General features: G+C 63.1%; 14 protein-coding genes. 5 read left to right on the forward strand and 9 right to left on the reverse strand.

The features are described 5' to 3' along the window. Positions 1–117 precede the first annotated feature (117 nt). A complete protein-coding gene (locus tag PVU19_RS16405; protein WP_050663459.1) occupies positions 118–1,683 on the forward strand; it encodes a 2-isopropylmalate synthase in 1,566 nt (521 codons plus the stop codon). Here PVU19_RS16405 and PVU19_RS16410 read toward each other — a convergent pair. The 3 genes from PVU19_RS16410 to PVU19_RS16420 form a co-directional block, all read right to left on the reverse strand. Next, positions 1,678–2,262: an NAD(P)H-dependent oxidoreductase gene (locus PVU19_RS16410; RefSeq protein WP_050663458.1), complete on the reverse strand. Its 585-nt coding sequence runs from the start codon at positions 2,260–2,262 to the stop codon at positions 1,678–1,680. The genes PVU19_RS16405 and PVU19_RS16410 overlap by 6 nt on opposite strands. 110 nt (positions 2,263–2,372) lie before the next feature. Next, positions 2,373–4,256 carry an acyl-CoA synthetase gene (locus PVU19_RS16415; RefSeq protein WP_050663457.1) on the reverse strand — a complete coding sequence of 628 codons (1,884 nt, stop codon included), beginning with the start codon at positions 4,254–4,256 and terminating at the stop codon, positions 2,373–2,375. Positions 4,257–4,377: 121 nt separating this feature from the next. After that, a complete protein-coding gene (locus tag PVU19_RS16420; RefSeq protein ID WP_050663456.1) occupies positions 4,378–5,370 on the reverse strand; it encodes a zinc ABC transporter substrate-binding protein in 993 nt (330 codons plus the stop codon). Positions 5,371–5,472: 102 nt separating this feature from the next. On the opposite strand from PVU19_RS16420, the gene PVU19_RS16425 reads away from it, so the two are divergent. The 4 genes from PVU19_RS16425 (at position 5,473) to PVU19_RS16440 (ending at position 8,645) form a co-directional block, all read left to right on the forward strand. After that, positions 5,473–5,961, forward strand: coding sequence for a Fur family transcriptional regulator (locus PVU19_RS16425; RefSeq protein ID WP_050663455.1), 489 nt, complete (start codon positions 5,473–5,475; stop codon positions 5,959–5,961). Continuing rightward, a complete protein-coding gene (locus tag PVU19_RS16430; RefSeq protein ID WP_050663454.1) occupies positions 5,952–6,701 on the forward strand; it encodes a metal ABC transporter ATP-binding protein in 750 nt (249 codons plus the stop codon). The genes PVU19_RS16425 and PVU19_RS16430 overlap by 10 nt, the downstream gene beginning before the upstream one ends. Beyond that, entirely contained in the window at positions 6,701–7,513 is an 813-nt protein-coding gene (locus PVU19_RS16435) for a metal ABC transporter permease (RefSeq protein ID WP_050663480.1), read from the forward strand. The genes PVU19_RS16430 and PVU19_RS16435 overlap by 1 nt, the downstream gene beginning before the upstream one ends. Before the next feature lie 115 nt (positions 7,514–7,628). After that, the gene (locus PVU19_RS16440) at positions 7,629–8,645 is read left to right on the forward strand and encodes a Fe(3+) ABC transporter substrate-binding protein (protein WP_050663453.1); all 1,017 of its coding nucleotides are present in this window, start codon (positions 7,629–7,631) and stop codon (positions 8,643–8,645) included. Positions 8,646–8,724: 79 nt separating this feature from the next. On the opposite strand, the gene PVU19_RS16445 is transcribed toward PVU19_RS16440, so the two are convergent. The 6 genes from PVU19_RS16445 to PVU19_RS16470 form a co-directional block, all read right to left on the reverse strand. Beyond that, positions 8,725–10,086, reverse strand: a complete 1,362-nt coding sequence (locus PVU19_RS16445; RefSeq protein ID WP_274789820.1) for a sigma-54-dependent transcriptional regulator — start codon at positions 10,084–10,086, stop codon at positions 8,725–8,727. Then, positions 10,083–10,220, reverse strand: a complete 138-nt coding sequence (locus PVU19_RS16450) for a hypothetical protein (RefSeq protein ID WP_162838267.1) — start codon at positions 10,218–10,220, stop codon at positions 10,083–10,085. Before PVU19_RS16450 ends, PVU19_RS16445 begins: the two co-directional genes overlap by 4 nt. Positions 10,221–10,223: 3 nt before the next feature. Beyond that, the gene (locus PVU19_RS16455; RefSeq protein ID WP_050664167.1) at positions 10,224–11,534 is read right to left on the reverse strand and encodes a c-type cytochrome; all 1,311 of its coding nucleotides are present in this window, start codon (positions 11,532–11,534) and stop codon (positions 10,224–10,226) included. Between the two features lie 2 nt (positions 11,535–11,536). Next, positions 11,537–12,760, reverse strand: a complete 1,224-nt coding sequence (locus PVU19_RS16460; protein WP_050664168.1) for a formate dehydrogenase subunit gamma — start codon at positions 12,758–12,760, stop codon at positions 11,537–11,539. A 140-nt stretch (positions 12,761–12,900) separates the two neighbouring features. After that, positions 12,901–13,497 carry a formate dehydrogenase FDH3 subunit beta gene (gene fdh3B, locus PVU19_RS16465; protein ID WP_050664169.1) on the reverse strand — a complete coding sequence of 199 codons (597 nt, stop codon included), beginning with the start codon at positions 13,495–13,497 and terminating at the stop codon, positions 12,901–12,903. 12 nt (positions 13,498–13,509) lie between these two features. Further along, positions 13,510–16,404 carry a formate dehydrogenase subunit alpha gene (locus PVU19_RS16470; protein WP_050664170.1) on the reverse strand — a complete coding sequence of 965 codons (2,895 nt, stop codon included), beginning with the start codon at positions 16,402–16,404 and terminating at the stop codon, positions 13,510–13,512. Between the last annotated feature and the right edge of the window lie 60 nt (positions 16,405–16,464).

The following is a 16,464-nucleotide window of genomic DNA, read 5'->3' on the forward strand; positions in this document are numbered from 1 at the left end:
CCTGCGGGCTGTTCTGCTAGGCCTAAGCCGCCTCTGAGCGTGCCGTCATGGCGCGACCGCTCAGAGGATGTGCCGTTTTCGCGCCGCAGGCTTAGGATTCAGTGAAAGAGACCCGACATGACAGATCAGACCAAAGACCGCGTGGTGATTTTCGACACCACCTTGCGCGACGGTGAACAATCGCCCGGCGCGACCATGACCCACGCCGAAAAGCTCGAAATCGCATCGATGCTTGACGAGATGGGCGTCGATATCATCGAGGCGGGTTTTCCCATCGCCTCGGAGGGGGATTTCCGCGCCGTCAGCGAGATCGCCAAACAATCCAAGGATGCCACGATCTGCGGCCTCGCCCGCGCCAATCTCAAGGACATCGACCGTTGCTGGGACGCAGTGAAACACGCGAATTCCCCGCGCATCCACACCTTCATCGGCACCTCGCCACTGCACCGCGCCATACCCAATCTCGACATGGACCAGATGGCTGAGCGCATTCACGAAACGGTAACCCATGCCCGAAACCTCTGTGACAACGTGCAATGGTCGCCCATGGATGCCACCCGCACAGAATGGGACTATCTCAAGCGCGTCGTCGAAATCGCCATCAAGGCTGGCGCCACCACGATCAACATCCCCGACACGGTGGGCTATACCGCCCCGGTAGAGAGCGCAGATCTGATCCGCCGCCTGATCAACGAGGTGCCGGGCGCCGATGAAATCGTCTTTGCCACCCATTGTCATAACGATTTGGGCATGGCCACCGCGAACGCCCTTGCGGCCGTGGCAGGCGGCGCGCGGCAGATCGAATGCACGATCAATGGCCTTGGCGAGCGCGCGGGCAACACCGCCCTCGAAGAGGTGGTGATGGCCCTCAAGGTCCGCGGCGACATCATGCCCTATGAGACCGGTATCGACACCCGTAAGATCATGAACATCTCACGCCGGGTGGCCGCCGTGTCGGGCTTTGCCGTACAGTACAACAAGGCCATCGTCGGCAAGAACGCCTTCGCGCACGAGTCGGGCATCCATCAGGACGGAATGCTCAAGAACGCCGAAACCTTCGAGATCATGCGCCCCGAGGATGTGGGTCTTGCCGCCACCAATATCGTCATGGGCAAACATTCGGGCCGCGCCGCACTTCGTGCCAAGCTGCATGACCTTGGCTATGACTTGGCCGACAATCAGCTGGGCGATGTGTTCGTGCGGTTCAAGGAACTCGCCGACCGCAAGAAGGAGGTCTATGACGAGGACCTGATCGCCCTGGTGAATGCCGGGCTCGACGATGAGAGCGACCGCTTGCAGATCAAGCACTTGCAGGTGATCTGCGGCACCGACGGGCCGCAAAAGGCGACCCTCACCATGGTGATCGACGGCGCGGAGCAATCGACCGAGGCGACTGGGGATGGCCCGGTGGACGCGACGTTCAATGCGGTCAAGGCGCTCTTCCCGCATGAGGCGCGGCTGCAACTCTACCAAGTCGCCGCCGTGACCGAGGGCACCGACGCGCAGGCCACCGTGTCTGTGCGGATGGAGGAAGACGGCCGCATCGTGACCGGGCAGTCCGCCGATACCGATACCGTCGTGGCCTCGGCCCGCGCCTATGTGCATGCGCTCAACCGGCTGCTCGTGCGGCGCGAAAAGACCGGGGCAGACAAGCGCGAAGTCAGCTACAAGGACGTCTCATAAGGCCGCGCTGCGGCCCATCTCGCGCGCCCGTTCAATCCAGCGGGCGCGCTTGGCCTCATTGGCCGTCTTTACCGTGCCGAATTGGACCAGCTTGCGCATCTTGATGCCGCAAAACCCCAGTACCTGATTGCGCAACACCCGCCGCCCCGGTTTGCGATAGACCAGCGTGTCGTACCAGGGCGGCGTGTCGGAGGTGATGATCGCATCCGCCGTGCGCCCGGTCAGCAGCTTGTCCCAGAACACGCCGCGTTTGTGATAACGAAAACCAAAGCCGGGAATCAGCGCACGGTCCAGAACCGCCTTGGCCGGAGCGGGCATCGACCCCCACCAATAGGGATGCACGATCAGCAGGTGATCGGCCCAGGTGATGGCCTCCTGCCAGGTCAGCAGATCGGGCTCGAGCGCGGGCATGTCCTTGCCGTAGCCTTCGAAGTCGAGGGCAAAGCGCATGGCGTGCAGGTTTATCCGCCGGATGTTGGCGCCCCTCTCCTCGGCCCCGGCCTGATAGGCATCGGCCAGAGCGGAACAAAACGAAGTTTCGCGCGGATGGGCCACCCAGATGAAGATGTTCTGAGGCATGGGCCGTCTCCTGGTAGGCTTGGGCGAAACACATGACCGGACTATGATCCCGAATGCCGTATCACCTCCGCATATGACATTCCGGTAACGCCCGGCCTATCCTTCGACGCCTACTCCGCCCACTCCCAAGGCCGCACGAATTGGCCGAGCACGTGACCGATGGCCTCTTCATCCGCGTCACCCTTGCGGGTGAGTTGTGCCACCAGCCCGCGTTTCTTGTCATCCACGACCGAGGTCACCTGCGCGGCAAGACCCGCCTCGTCCAGCGCCGAGTTGTATATGCGGGTGATCGCCTGCTTGCGCAGGTCGGGCTTGAACACCTTGCCGACGGCGGTTTTGGGCAATTCATCCAGCACCTCGATATATTTCGGGATGGCCGCGCGCTCATGCACGTGGATCTTGCAATGCTCCAGCAGGTCCGCCCCGGTCGCCGTGCCGCCCTCGACCAGTTCGACATAGGCGCAGGGCATTTCACCGGCATGGGCATCGGGCTGCCCGATGGCCCCGGCCATGGCCACGTCGTGATGCGCCATCAGCGCCTCTTCGATATCCGCCGGGTCGATATTATGCCCGCCCCGGATGATCAGATCCTTGGCGCGGCCGGTGATCCACAGATAGCCATCGCCGTCGATCCGCCCCAGATCACCGGTGCGCAGGTAGGTTTCGTGGTGATAGAGGCCGGCATTCTTGGCGGCCTCGGTATAGGTGTTGCCGGCAAAGACACCGGGGTTGGAAATGCAGATTTCGCCCACTTCGTCTGTGTCACATTCCACCGGCTGCTCGTCCACCACCTTGTAGATGCGCACATCCGTATAGGGAAAAGGCACCCCGACAGAGCCCACTTTCTTCTGCCCCTCGGGCGGGTTGGCCGAGACAAGGCAGGTCGCCTCGGTCAGCCCGTAGCCCTCGATCACGGTCATGCCGGTGGCACTCTCGAACCGGGTAAACAGCTCCATCGGCATCGGCGCGGAGCCGGAAAACGCGTTCTTGACCGTGCTCAGATCGGCATCCACCTTGCGCTGCATCAGCGCCGAGACGGCGGTCGGCACGGTGATCACGAAACTGATCTTCCAGCGTTCGCAGAGCTTCCAGAAATTATCGAACACGCCCTCGCCGCGATAGCCTGCGGGCGTGGGAAAGACCACATGCGCGCCGGATTTGATGCAGGCCATCAGGATCACGTGGCAGGCAAAGACATGAAACAGCGGCAGCGGACACATCACGTTGTCGTCTTCGGTGAAGAGCAGCGTGTGACCGATCCAGCCGTTATAGATCATGCCGGAGTATTTGTGCTGCGCGACCTTGGGCATGCCGGTGGTGCCGCCAGTATGGAAATAGGCGGCGACCCGGTCACCGTCGCTATCCGCAAAAGTCAGGGTCTTGCTCTGCCCCGCCATCGCCTTGTTGAAATCCAGCACATCGGCATGGTGGCCGGTCGGGTTCTTGGGGCGGACCAGCGGCACGATCCAGCTTTTCGGCGGGGTAAGGTAGCGGTTGAGGTCAATCTCGTAGACGGTGTGCACATCGGGCGCGTGTCGCACGGCCTCGGCGGTCTTTTGCGCGATGTCGGTCTTGGGGAAGGCCTTGAGCGTGACCACCACCTTGGCCCCGGTCTCACGCAGGATCGCGCTGATCTGCTCGGGTTCCAGCAGCGGATTGACCGGGTTGACGATCCCGGCGATGGCCCCGCCGATGGTTGCGACGGCGGTCTCGACACAGTTGGGCAGGACCAGGGCGATCACATCGTCTTCGGCCAGCTTCAGGCTGCGAAAGAGGTTGGCCGCCTGACAGCATTGATCATGAAACTGCTGCCATGTCAGCGTCTGCGCCTTGTCGGTGGGGCCCGAAAGTAGCTGATAACTGAGCGCCGGACGATCCGGAAAGGCCTGCGCCGTCGCGCTCAGCATCTTGTAAAGCGTCGCCGGTCTGTCGCGCGCCTCCCAAGGCATCTCGTTCTGAATGTCGAGCGCATCCTGCCGCGATGTGAAACCCATCAGTCCGTCCTCCCTTTATGCCCCGCCTCTCCCGCGCGGGTGATCCCTGCGCGACAGAATGTGCGGGAATGCGAGGCGGCGCAAGTTTTACGCTGCGTATCCGGCTGCCTTGGTTCGAGACTCAGCCCTGCGTACCTAGGCATTCGGTCATAGCGCGCGCCATACCACGCAATATTTCCGAATAGAGTGCAGGGCCGGGAACAACATCACTGGCAAGGGGGTCAAGCACACCATGCCCGATACTATCGCCAAAGACGGTACGAACCAGCTTGGGGTCGAATTGCGGCTCGGAAAAGACGCAGGCAATGTCACGCTCTTTCACCATATCCCGAAGCGCTGCGACCCGCGCAGGCCCCGGATCCGCGGCATCCCCGAGTGCGATGGCCCCCGCCGCAGCTATGTCGAACCGCGTTTCGAAATACTGGTACGCGTCGTGAAACACGAGAAACGGCACGTCGCGCAGCGGCGCAGTTTGTTCGGCGATATCGGCCTCAAGAGCGGCAATCTCTGCTTGTGCCGCTGCGGCATTTGCCTTGTAGAGCGCTGCGTTTTCCGGATCGTGCTCTGCCAGTTCTTCGGCGATGACACCCAGCCAGACCCGTGCGTTCGCCGGATCGAGCCAAGCATGCGGGTCGGCCCCGTCATGGGCGTGGCCGTGATCATGGTTGTCATGGCCATGGTCATCGTGGCCGTGGTCGTCGTGGTCATGGTCATCGTGGCCATGGTCGTCGTTGTCCTGCTCGTCATGCTCATCAAAGGCAATGCCCTCGCGGAATGGCAAAACGCGCGTCTCGCCGGCCCCCAGAAGGGCAATCACATGCGCATCCCCGGCCAGCGAGGCGATCGACCCTTCAAGCCAGGGCGTCAGCCCCTCCCCCATCCAGAAGACAAGGTCGGCTGCCTCCAGTGCCGACGCCTCGGACGGGCGCATCGCGTACCCGTGCGGCGATGCCCCCGGCGCAATCAGCAGAGCGGGCGCGCCTGCCCCCTCCATGACCTGCGCCACGAGCGAATGCACTGGCGTGATATCGGTGGCAACCTTGGGCGTCTCGGCCAGTGCGGCACCAGAAAAACCCAGGCCGACACTCAGCGTTGCAATGACTCGGATAGACATGGAAGACCCTCATTGTATGTAATATCATAACGCATCAGAAGGCTTGATAATTGTAACTCTATAACATATCAAGCCCAAAAATTACCGCAGTGGAGGCCCGGCATGGACACCATCGGATTCGAGCAGCATGATCACAAAAGCTGTGTGCAGGGTGCCCTTTCAGCCGTCGAGGCGCAGTGCGCCGCGCACAAGCTGCAATTCACCCCCGTGCGCCGCCGGGTCCTGGAAATCCTGCTGAGCGAGCACCGCGCAATGGGGGCATATGAAATTCTCGACGTGCTGCGCGACGAAGGTCTGGGATCGCAGCCCCCGGTCGCCTATCGTGCGCTCGACTTCCTTGTCAGCCACCGCTTCGCGCACAAGGTCGAACGGCTCAACGCCTTCATCGCCTGCACCCATCCGGGGCAGACGCACACCCCCGCCTTCCTCATTTGCCGCAATTGCGATGCCGTGGCCGAGGCCCATGCCGAACCGACGCGCGGCATTCTGGGCAAGGCCGCCGACGCGGCGGGTTTTGCCATCGAACAGGCCGTGGTCGAGGCCGTCGGCCTGTGCCCCAACTGCCGCGAGGGACAGCCCGCATGCGCCTGATCGAGACCAATGGGATCGCGGTGCGCCTAGGCGGGGCCATGGTGCTGCACGATGTGAGCCTCGCCATCGACAGGGGCGAGATCGTGACCATCGTCGGCCCCAACGGATCGGGCAAATCAACGCTCCTGCGCACCATCATCGGCGCGATCAAACCGGCCAAGGGGCAGATCCGCCGCTCGCCGGGGCTGCGCATCGGGTATGTACCACAAAAGCTGCATATCGACCCGACCCTGCCCCTCACCGTGGCCCGGTTCCTTAGCCTGCCGCGCCGCCACGCGCCCGCAACCGTGCGTGCGGCGCTTGAACAGGCAGGGCTGCCCGATCTACGGGACCGTCAGATGACCGATCTCTCGGGCGGGCAATTTCAAAGGGTGCTTCTGGCCCGGGCGCTGATGGAAAATCCTGACTTGCTGATTCTCGACGAGGCCACGCAGGGCCTTGATCAACCGGGCTCCGCCGCGTTCTACCGCCGGATCGAGGAGGTTCGGCAGGAGATCGGCTGCGCCGTCCTGATGGTCAGCCACGAGTTGCACGTGGTGATGAGTGCCAGCGACCGGGTGATCTGCCTCAATGGTCATGTCTGCTGCGAGGGCCGCCCCGAGATTGTCGCCCAGGCCGAGGAATACCGCGCCATCTTCGGCAGCGGCACACAGGGCGCTCTTGCGCTTTACCGCCACGACCATGACCACGGCCATGATCATGATCACGACAATCCGCACAGCCATGAGGCCGCCGAATGATGCTTGACGATTTCCTGATGCGCGCGGCCCTCGCCGGGCTTGGCGTGGCGATCGCGGCTGCACCGCTTGGCAGTTTCGTCGTCTGGCGGCGCATGGCCTATTTCGGCGACGCCACCGCGCATGCCGCGATCCTCGGCGTGGCCGTGGCATTGGCCTTTTCGATGTCGGTCTTTGTCGGTGCGTTGGTGATGTCCCTGATTATGGCCACCACCGTCTCGACGCTGTCTGGGCGCGGCTTTGCGATGGACACGCTGCTTGGGGTTCTCGCGCATTCCGCGCTCGCCTTTGGTCTCGTGGCGGTATCGTTCCTGTCGGGCGTACGGATCGACCTGATGGCCTATCTTTTCGGCGACATCCTCGCCGTCAGCCAAGGTGATCTGGCGGTGATCTGGGGCGGCGCGGCACTCGTGCTGGGGCTGCTCGCATGGCGGTGGCAGGCGCTCCTGACCGCGACGCTCAGCCCGGATCTGGCCTATTCGGCGGGGATTGATCCGCGTCGCGAACAATTGGTCCTGACGCTCGCGCTTGCCGTGGTCGTGGCGGTGGCGATCAAGGTGGTGGGCGTGCTGCTCATCGCCGCCATGCTGATTGTGCCCGCCGCCGCCGCCCGCCCTCTGGCCTCAACGCCCGAGCGGATGGCGCTCATCGCAACCCTGATCGCCGCCGCCTCGGCGCTAGGCGGTCTGCGGGCGTCCTTTGCGATGGACACGCCCACGGGACCAACCATCGTCTGCGCAGCCGCGATGATCTTTGCTGCAACGACGCTTGGCAGCAGCCTCTGGCGCAGGCACCGCAGCCCGTCTGTCTTGTGATCAGCTTTTCCATATAGTGACCCGACTGATTTTGTCGGAAATACTATTGACTCTTTTAGTCAGTAATTCGTAGGAATACCCCACGATTTCACTCGGAAACCTGAAAGGACTCCCGATGCACCCGTTCAAAGCCGCGATGAGCGTCACCGCCCTCATGGCCCTGACCGCCCCTGCCTTCGCGCAAGAGGTCAACCTCTATTCCAGCCGCCACTATGACAGCGACGATGCGCTCTATGCCGCCTTCACCGAAAAGACAGGCATCACCATCAACCGTATCGAGGCCAAGGCCGACGAGTTGATGGCGCGGATGGAAGCCGAGGGTGCCAACAGCCCCGCCGATGTGTTCATGACCGTCGATGTGGGCCGCATCTCGCGCGCCGAAGAGCGCGGTCTTCTCCAGCCATTCGAGTCCCAGACGATCGAGGCCAACGTACCGGCGCATCTGCGCGACGATGAAAACCTCTGGACGGGCCTTTCGCAGCGCGCGCGCATCATCTTCTATTCCGAAGAGCGGGTCGAAAACCCGCCGCGCACCTACGAAGACCTGGCCGATCCCGCCTACAAAGGGCAAATCTGCATTCGCTCGTCCTCGAACATCTACAACCAGTCGCTGATGGCCTCGATCATCGAGAATCACGGCGAAGAGGCCGCCAAGGACTGGGCCGCAGGCATCGTCGATAACATGGCGCGCGAACCGCAGGGCGGCGATACCGACCAGCTGCGCGGCATCGTCTCGGGTGAGTGCGACATCGCCGTAGCCAACACCTATTACTTCGCCCGGGGCCTCGCCAGCGACGTGGACGGGCTGACCAGCGGCATCGACGGCATCGGCTGGGTCTGGCCGAACCAGAGCGGACGCGGCGCACATGTCAATCTTGCCGCCGCCGGCATCGCCGCCAATGCGCCCAACAAGGACGAGGCGACAGCGCTTCTGGAGTTCCTCGCCAGCGAAGAGGCGCAGGCGCAGTTCGCCAATGCCAACAACGAATATCCCGTCATGTCCGGCGTGCCGATCGGCGAGCATGTCGCCAAGATGGGGCTGTTCATCCCCGACAACGAAACGCCGACCGCGTCGTTCAAGGCCCATGCCGCCGATGCACAGACCATCTTCAACGAGGTTGGCTGGGACTGATCGGGCAAGACCCTCTCACTGGGAAAAGAATGCCGGGTTCGGGGATGAACCCGGCATTTTCAATTCTGGCTCTGCGGGATCAGATGCCCCAGGCCGCACATTTGCGATCCACGGTCTTGCGCGCCACGCCCAATCGCCGCGCCGCCTCGGCGCGGTTGCCGCCACAGGCGTCGAGCACGGACATTATGTGTCGCTGTTCGACCAACTCCAGCGTCTCGATGGCCTGTGTCCCGGTGACACGTCCCGATCCCGCGAATTCCTCGGGAAACTCACCGAGGATCACCGAGCGTTCGATCAGGTTGCGCAATTCGCGCACATTGCCGGGCCAGTCGTAACGGCTGAGCTTGAGCAGAACCTCCTCGTTCAGTTCCAGCGCCGGCATGCCGAGCGAGCGGGAAAACTCGCTCATGAAAAGGGCGGCCAGTTCAACGATATCCTCGGCGCGCTCCTTGAGCCGGGGCATCTCGACATTGACGATATTGATCCGGTGGTAGAGATCGGCGCGAAAACGCCCTGCCCGCACCGCCTCTTGCAAATCGGCATTGGTGGCGAAGAGAAAGCGCAGGTTGAGCGGGACTTCCCGTTCCGAGCCCAAGGGCCTGATCCGCTTGTCCTCCAGCACACGCAAAAGCCCGGCCTGCACATGTTCAGGCAGTTGCGCCACCTCGTCGAGAAGCAGCGTACCACCATCGGCATGCAGCAACAGCCCATCCTTGCGCGGCCGCCCATCCTCGACCACACCGAACAGTTCCTCGGCGATGCGGTCTGAAGAAATCGCGGCGCAATTGACCGCGACAAAGGGCTTTTCCGCCCGGTCCGACAGCCCGTGCAGGGTACGTGCCGCGATCTCCTTTCCTGTCCCGCTCGCCCCGGTGAAGAGAACGGATGTGGGCAGGGGGGCCAGCTTGGTCAGCATCTCGCGCACCGCCAGCACGGGGGCGGAATTGCCCAGAAGCCGCCCACGCGCCGCCTGACCGCCCTCCGACAGCTCGTGCCGCAGCAGGTAGTTCTCGCGCGCGAGATACTTGCGGTCGAGTGCGCGCGCCACCGCGTTCAGGATCTGGTTGGCGCGGAACGGTTTGAGAACGAAATCGCTCACGCCCGCGCGCAACGCCTTGATCGCGGTATCGAGATCGGCATAGGCGGTGATCAGGATCGTATCGGCAAAGAGCCCCACTTGCCGCTGCTCTTCGAGCCAATCGAGCCCGCTCTTGCCCGGCATCACATTGTCGAGGATCACCAGATCGAAATGCACCTGATCGAGGATCTCGCCCGCCTCCTCGGCGGAGCGCGCCTGTTCCACCCGCTTGCAGCGCGGCCCGAGCGTCTTGATCAGAAAATTCCGCATCCCCGGCTCATCGTCGATGATGAGCACGGCGGCGCGCGACAGGTTCGCACCATAGTCGTCGCGGGTCTCATCGGGCTCAGGCTTGGCCGTCATTCAGCCGCGTCACCCAACCGGACAGCATCGCCCGCGCGCTTGGCTTCGGATGTGTAACCCAACTCACTCAGGACGGTAGGTGCCGCAGCGGTAATGATCCCGCAGGCGACAAAGGCCGCAATCATGACTTTCATTTCTCAGTTCCCTTCTGTTGCAGTGGCCCGGCGCAGGTAGTCTATCATATCCTGCCGGTCCTCAGGTGCCGTGATCCGTTGCATCGGCATCTTGGAGCCGGGGATGTAGTGATCCGGCCCAAGGTCGAATAGCGCGTCTATGGTCTGTTCACTCCAGACGATATCGGCACCGTCCAGCATGTCGGAATAGGCATAGCCGGGCAGCGTTCCGGCGCGGCGTCCGAAGATACCGTGCAGTGTCGGCCCCGCCTTGCGCGACGGCGGTGGCGTCAGCGCATGGCAGATCGAGCATTTGCGCATGAATTGCCGCTCGCCGTTGTCCATCTCCTCTGCCGGGCGCAGAAAGCTGTGCTCGACAGCACCCGCCGGATCGTAATCGTCGAGCAGGTCCACCGGCCAGCCAAAGATCACCTCGCTCAGGCCACCTGCGTAGATCATCCCGCCATCGGGCGAGAATTCGAGCGCCCAGACTGGGCCGCGCGCCATGGCCTGAAAATCCCGCGCGATGTGCCAATCGTCGGTGTCGATCACCATGATATAGCCGTGCCCGTCCCCTGCCGCGAGCTGCGCCGTCTCGGCATGAAAGGCGAGCGACAGAACCGGGCGGCGGTCGAGCGTGAAATCGGCGATCTCTTGGCCCGTCTTCGGGTCCACGACACGCGTCGCGCCATCGACCGCGCCATAGGCCAGCCACGCATCCCCCGGCCCCAGCACGATACGGTTGATGCCAAACCCCTGATTGAGCAACTCGCGCGGCGGCGCGCCGAACTCGCGCCACTGCCATTCGCGCAGGGTGCCATCGGCGGAAGAGGAATAGAGAAGGCTGTTATCTTCACTGAACGCCACATCGGTGACCGCCGCATCATGCCCCTTGAGAAACCGCGCCTCGCCCCCCGCCACGGGCCAGAGGCCGATAGAGCCGTCCCAACTGGCCGAGGCGATCCAGTCGCCATCGGGCGACACATCGAGCGCCGCGATCTTGCCCTGATGCCCCTCACGGCGCTGCCCCTCGCCGGTGGCCCGGTCCCAGATGATGACCGCGAAATCATCGCCCCCACTGACGACACGGTGTTCGCCCAAAGGTTCTACCGTCACGACCGCCGCCGCGTGCCCTTCAAACCAGCGCGGGGCGCGGCCCTGCCAGAGACCCACGGAATTGTCGAAACTCGCCGACACCACCTGACCGCTGCCCGGCAAGACGCTCAGCCCCATCACAGGCCCACCATGCCCCTTGAGCGTGGTGAACTCCTGCGCCGCCAGCGGGTAGACCCCCGCCAGCCCCATGAGCCAGAGACCGAGCACCAGCACGCGCATGGCTATTCCGCGGGCGTGCCGGCCTTGGTGCGATTTGGGCCGGGGTCGGGCGCGTGGCCCTTCTCCTGCAACTCCTCGAGCCACAAACCGTGATGCTCGCGCGCCCATTGCTCCTCGACCTCGCCCGAGCCCATGGCGTCGAACGCGCCCTCCATCCCGACAGAGCCGATATAGATATGCGCGAGGATGATCGCGGTCAGCACGAAGGCCATGATCGAATGCCACAGCGTCGCCAGCTGCATTTCCTCATGCGGGGCAAGCATCTCGGGCAGCACCCCGAAACCCACGGCCTGCGGCAAGCCGGTGTCGTTGAGGATGGCAAAGGTCTTGGCAAACATCGGCAACTCGAACGGGAAGAGCAGCGACAGGCCCGAGGCCGAAATCGAGGCCCCAAACACGATCGTCGCCCAGAAAATCATCTTTTGCCCGGCGTTGAATTTCTTGGCGGGCGGATGCACGCCCTTGGTGAAGATGCCCCCGCCAACAGCCAGCCATTTCAGGTCGGTCCGGTTGGGAATGTTGTGCAGAACCCACATGAAGAACACCATCACGAGGCCCAGCATGAAGGCCCATGAGATGTTGTTATGCACCCATTTCGACCCCACCGCGATGGTCGAGAACGCCTCATGCCCCAGAAGCGGGATAACCACCATCCGACCGAAAAGCACCACCAGCCCGGTGATGGCCAGCACGATGAACGAGCCCGCCATCAGCCAATGGCCAAAACGCTCGACGGCCTGAAACCGGGTGACAGTGCGCCCGGTCTTTTCACCGTCGATCCGAATACGCCCCCGGATCAGGAGAAAGAGTGCAAGCAGCGCCAGCGTGATACCGAGGAGATAGGCACCATAAGTCGCAAGTGGTCCTTGGCGGAATGCCAGCCAGGACATACCGCCATCCTGAATGAGCACGCGTGCCTCCGGCCCTCCCGACGACACCTTGACGTCATCGAGGCCATAGCGCAGCGCGCGCCAGACCTCGGAGTCGGACGCCCCGCCAAGCGACCCTAACTGCCCGGCCATGCCCGCGGCATCATCGCCGCCCGTGGCATTGCGACGGAACGAGTCATCGACCGGCTCACCTCGCTGACGGGCCATAATATCTTCGAGCGTCTGTGCCCCACCGGTTGCGGCGCGGTCGGGTTCGGATGTCTGTGTCGCCTCTTGCGCGGCCAATGGCAGGCCAAGGACCAACGAGAGCAACAGCGTCAAGATCATGCGGGGCATGTGTGATCATCCTGTCTGGAAATTCTTTATGTGTCAGGGGGCGGCCCGACGGCCGCCCACCTTGTACGTCAGATGCTTGGGGACGGTGGTTTTACCCACCCTACAGAAAGCCCGTAGGATGGGTGCAACCCGCCGATCCCTCAGCCGCCGCTTTGCTGGCCGTAGGCCGAACCCCAGCCCCATGCGCCCGAGCCAAAGCCGCGCGCGACGACGCGTTCGCGGTAGATGCTCGAGACGACATCGCCATCGCCCGCCAGAAGCGCCTTGGTCGAGCACATCTCGGCGCAGATGGGCAGCTTGCCCTCGGCGATCCGGTTGCGCCCGTACTTCTGGAACTCGGCCTGGCTGTGGTTCTCTTCCGGGCCGCCCTTGCAGAAGGTGCACTTGTCCATCTTGCCACGGCTGCCGAAGTTGCCCGCCTGCGGGAATTGCGGCGCACCGAACGGGCACGCGTAGAAGCAATAGCCGCACCCGATGCACAGGTCCTTGGAGTGCAGAACCACGCCTTCCTCGTCCTGGTAGAAGCAATCCACCGGACAGACGGCCATGCAGGGCGCGTCCGAACAGTGCATGCACGCGACCGAGATCGAGCGCTCACCAGGCTTGCCGTCGTTGATCGTCACCACCTTGCGGCGGTTGATCCCCCACGGCACCTCGTGCTCGTTCTTGCAGGCGGTGACGCAGGCGTTGCATTCGATGCAGCGTTCGGCGTCGCACAGAAACTTTGCTCTTGCCATATCAGTATCTCCTTATGCTGCAACGATTTTGCAGAGAGTCGCCTTGGTCTCCTGCATTTGCGTGACCGAGTCGTAGCCATAGGTCTGGGCGGTGTTCGTACTCTCGCCCAAGACATATGGATCGGCCCCGTCGGGATAGTTCTCCCGCAGGTCCTTGCCCTCGAAATGACCGCCGAAGTGGAACGGCATGAAGGCCACACCCTGTCCCACGCGCTCGGTTACCATCGCCATCACCTTGACCTTTCCGCCCTCGGGCCCTTCGACCCAGACCTGCGATCCGTCCCGCACGCCGATATTGTTGGCATCATGCGGGTTGATCTCGACGAACATGTCCTGCTGCAATTCCGCAAGCCATGGGTTCGAACGCGTCTCGTCGCCGCCACCCTCGTATTCGACCAGACGGCCGGAAGTGAGGATGATCGGGTAATCCTTCGAGAAGTCGTTCTTCTGGATCGAGGCATACATGGTCGGCAGGCGGTAGGCGTGCCGGTCCTCGTAGGTCGGATAATCCGCCACCAGATCGCGCCGGTTGGTATAGAGCGGCTCGCGGTGGATCGGCACCGGGTCGGGGAAGGTCCAGACCACAGCGCGCGCCTTGGCATTGCCGAAGGGGGCGCATTCATGGGCAATCGCAACCCGCTGGATGCCGCCCGAGAGGTCGGTTTTCCAGTTGGTGCCTGCGCCCGCGACCGCGTCGATCGCACTGCGTTCCTCGTCGGTCAGCTCGCTGTCCCAACCCAGATCCATCAGCATCTGCATGGTGAATTCCGGATATCCGTCCTGGATATCGGATCCCGCCGAGTAGACGCCTTCGGCCAGCAGGTTGTCGCCATCCCGCTCGACGCCAAAGCGCGCACGGAAGGTCAGACCACCCTCGGAGACCGGCTTGGACATATCGTAGAGGATATGCGTGCCCGGATGCCCCATTTCGGGCGTGCCCCAGCATGGCCACGGCAGACCGTAGGTCTCGCCATCAACAGGACCGCCGACCGCGCGCAGCGTGGTGCGGTCAAAGGTGTGCTGATTGGCCATGTGCAACTTCATCCGCTCAGGGCTCTGCCCGGTATAGCCGATGGTCCACATGCCGCGGTTGAACTCGCGGGTGATGCTCTCGACATTCGGCGTCTCGGGGTCGTCCATCTCGATATTGCGGAAGAACCGATCGGCCCAGCCGAACTTGTTGGCGAACTTGGCCATGATGACCTCGTCCGGCTTGCTCTCGAACAGAGGCTCGACCACGCGGTCACGCCACTGGAGCGAGCGGTTCGAGGCGGTGACAGAGCCGCGCGTCTCGAACTGGGTACAGGCCGGCAGCAGATAGACACCATCGGTGCGATCATGCATGACCGCCGAGACCGTCGGATAGGGATCGACCACGACCAGCATGTCGAGCTGTTCCATCGCCGTCTTCATTTCCTTGCCGCGCGTCTGGCTGTTGGGCGCATGCCCCCAGAGCACCATGGCCCGAACCTTGTTGGGGTTGTCCATGTTGTCGGGGTCTTCAAGCACGCCGTCGATCCAGCGGCTGACCGGGATACCGCTCAGTTGCTGGAGCGACTGATCCTTGCCATCCTTGTCCTTGATCGTGGCAAACTGGGCGTCGAGCCACTCCATATCCTCGCCCCAGACCCGGCCCCAATGCGCCCAGGACCCTTTTGCAAGGCCATAATAGCCCGGCAGGGTGTGGCTGAGAACGCCGAGATCCGTGGCACCCTGCACGTTGTCATGGCCGCGGAAGATGTTGGTGCCGCCACCGGCGGTGCCCATGTTGCCGAGCGCCAGTTGCAGGATGCAGTAAGCGCGGGTATTGTTGTTACCGTTGGTGTGCTGCGTGCCACCCATGCACCAGATCACGGTGCCGGGACGGCTATTGGCGAGCGTGCGCGCCACGCGGCGCAGCTGGCTGCCCGGCGCACCGGTCACGCGCTCCACCTCTTCGGGCGTCCATTTGGCAACTTCGTCGCGGATCTGGTCCATGCCCCAGACACGGGTGCGGATGAACTCCTTGTCCTCCCAGCCGTTCTCGAAGATGTGCCACAGGATACCCCAGACGAGCGCCACGTCCGAACCGGGACGGAAGCGCACATATTCATCGGCATGCGCGGCCGTGCGGGTAAAGCGCGGATCGCAGACGATGAGGGGGGCGTTGTTCTCTTCCTTGGCCTTCAGCACATGCAGCAGGCTGACGGGATGTGCTTCCGCCGGGTTGCCGCCGATGATGAAGATCGCCTTGGAATTGTGGATGTCGTTGTAGCTGTTGGTCATGGCGCCGTAGCCCCATGTATTCGCAACGCCGGCCACGGTCGTCGAGTGACAGATGCGCGCCTGATGGTCCACGTTGTTGGTGCCCCAATAGGCGGCGAACTTGCGGAAGAGATAGGCCTGCTCGTTATTGTGCTTGGCGCTGCCCAGCCAATAGACCGAATCCGGGCCGCTCTCTTCGCGGATCTTCATCATGCCGTCGCCGATCTCGTTGATCGCCTGTTCCCAGCTGATGCGCTTCCACTCGCCACCCTCTTTCTTCATCGGATACTTGAGGCGGCGTTCACCATGCGCGTGCTCGCGCACCGACGCGCCCTTGGCGCAATGCGCGCCCAAGTTGAAGGGGCTGTCCCAGCCGGGCTCCTGACCCGTCCAGACGCCGTTTTGCACCTCGGCCACGACCGTACAGCCGACCGAGCAATGCGTGCAGACGGATTTCACGGTTTGCACCGCCTCGACGGCGGCGCTTTGGGCATTCGCACGGGTGACGGTGCCACCCATGGCCCCGATGGCAGCCAGGCCACCGATGGCCAGACCGCTGCCGCGCAGGAACGCGCGGCGGTCGACCGACTTGTCGGCGACCTCAGACAGGATACTGGTCCGCTGGGGGCGTCGCGCAACCCCGTTGGTCTTTTTCCTAAGCATGTTTCTCTCTCCTCCCTGGGCCTGAATTCAGGCTGGGTACTGCGGTTTCCCCTGACAGTC

Source organism: Roseovarius tolerans (genome assembly GCF_028885395.1).
GTDB lineage: Bacteria > Pseudomonadota > Alphaproteobacteria > Rhodobacterales > Rhodobacteraceae > Roseovarius > Roseovarius tolerans.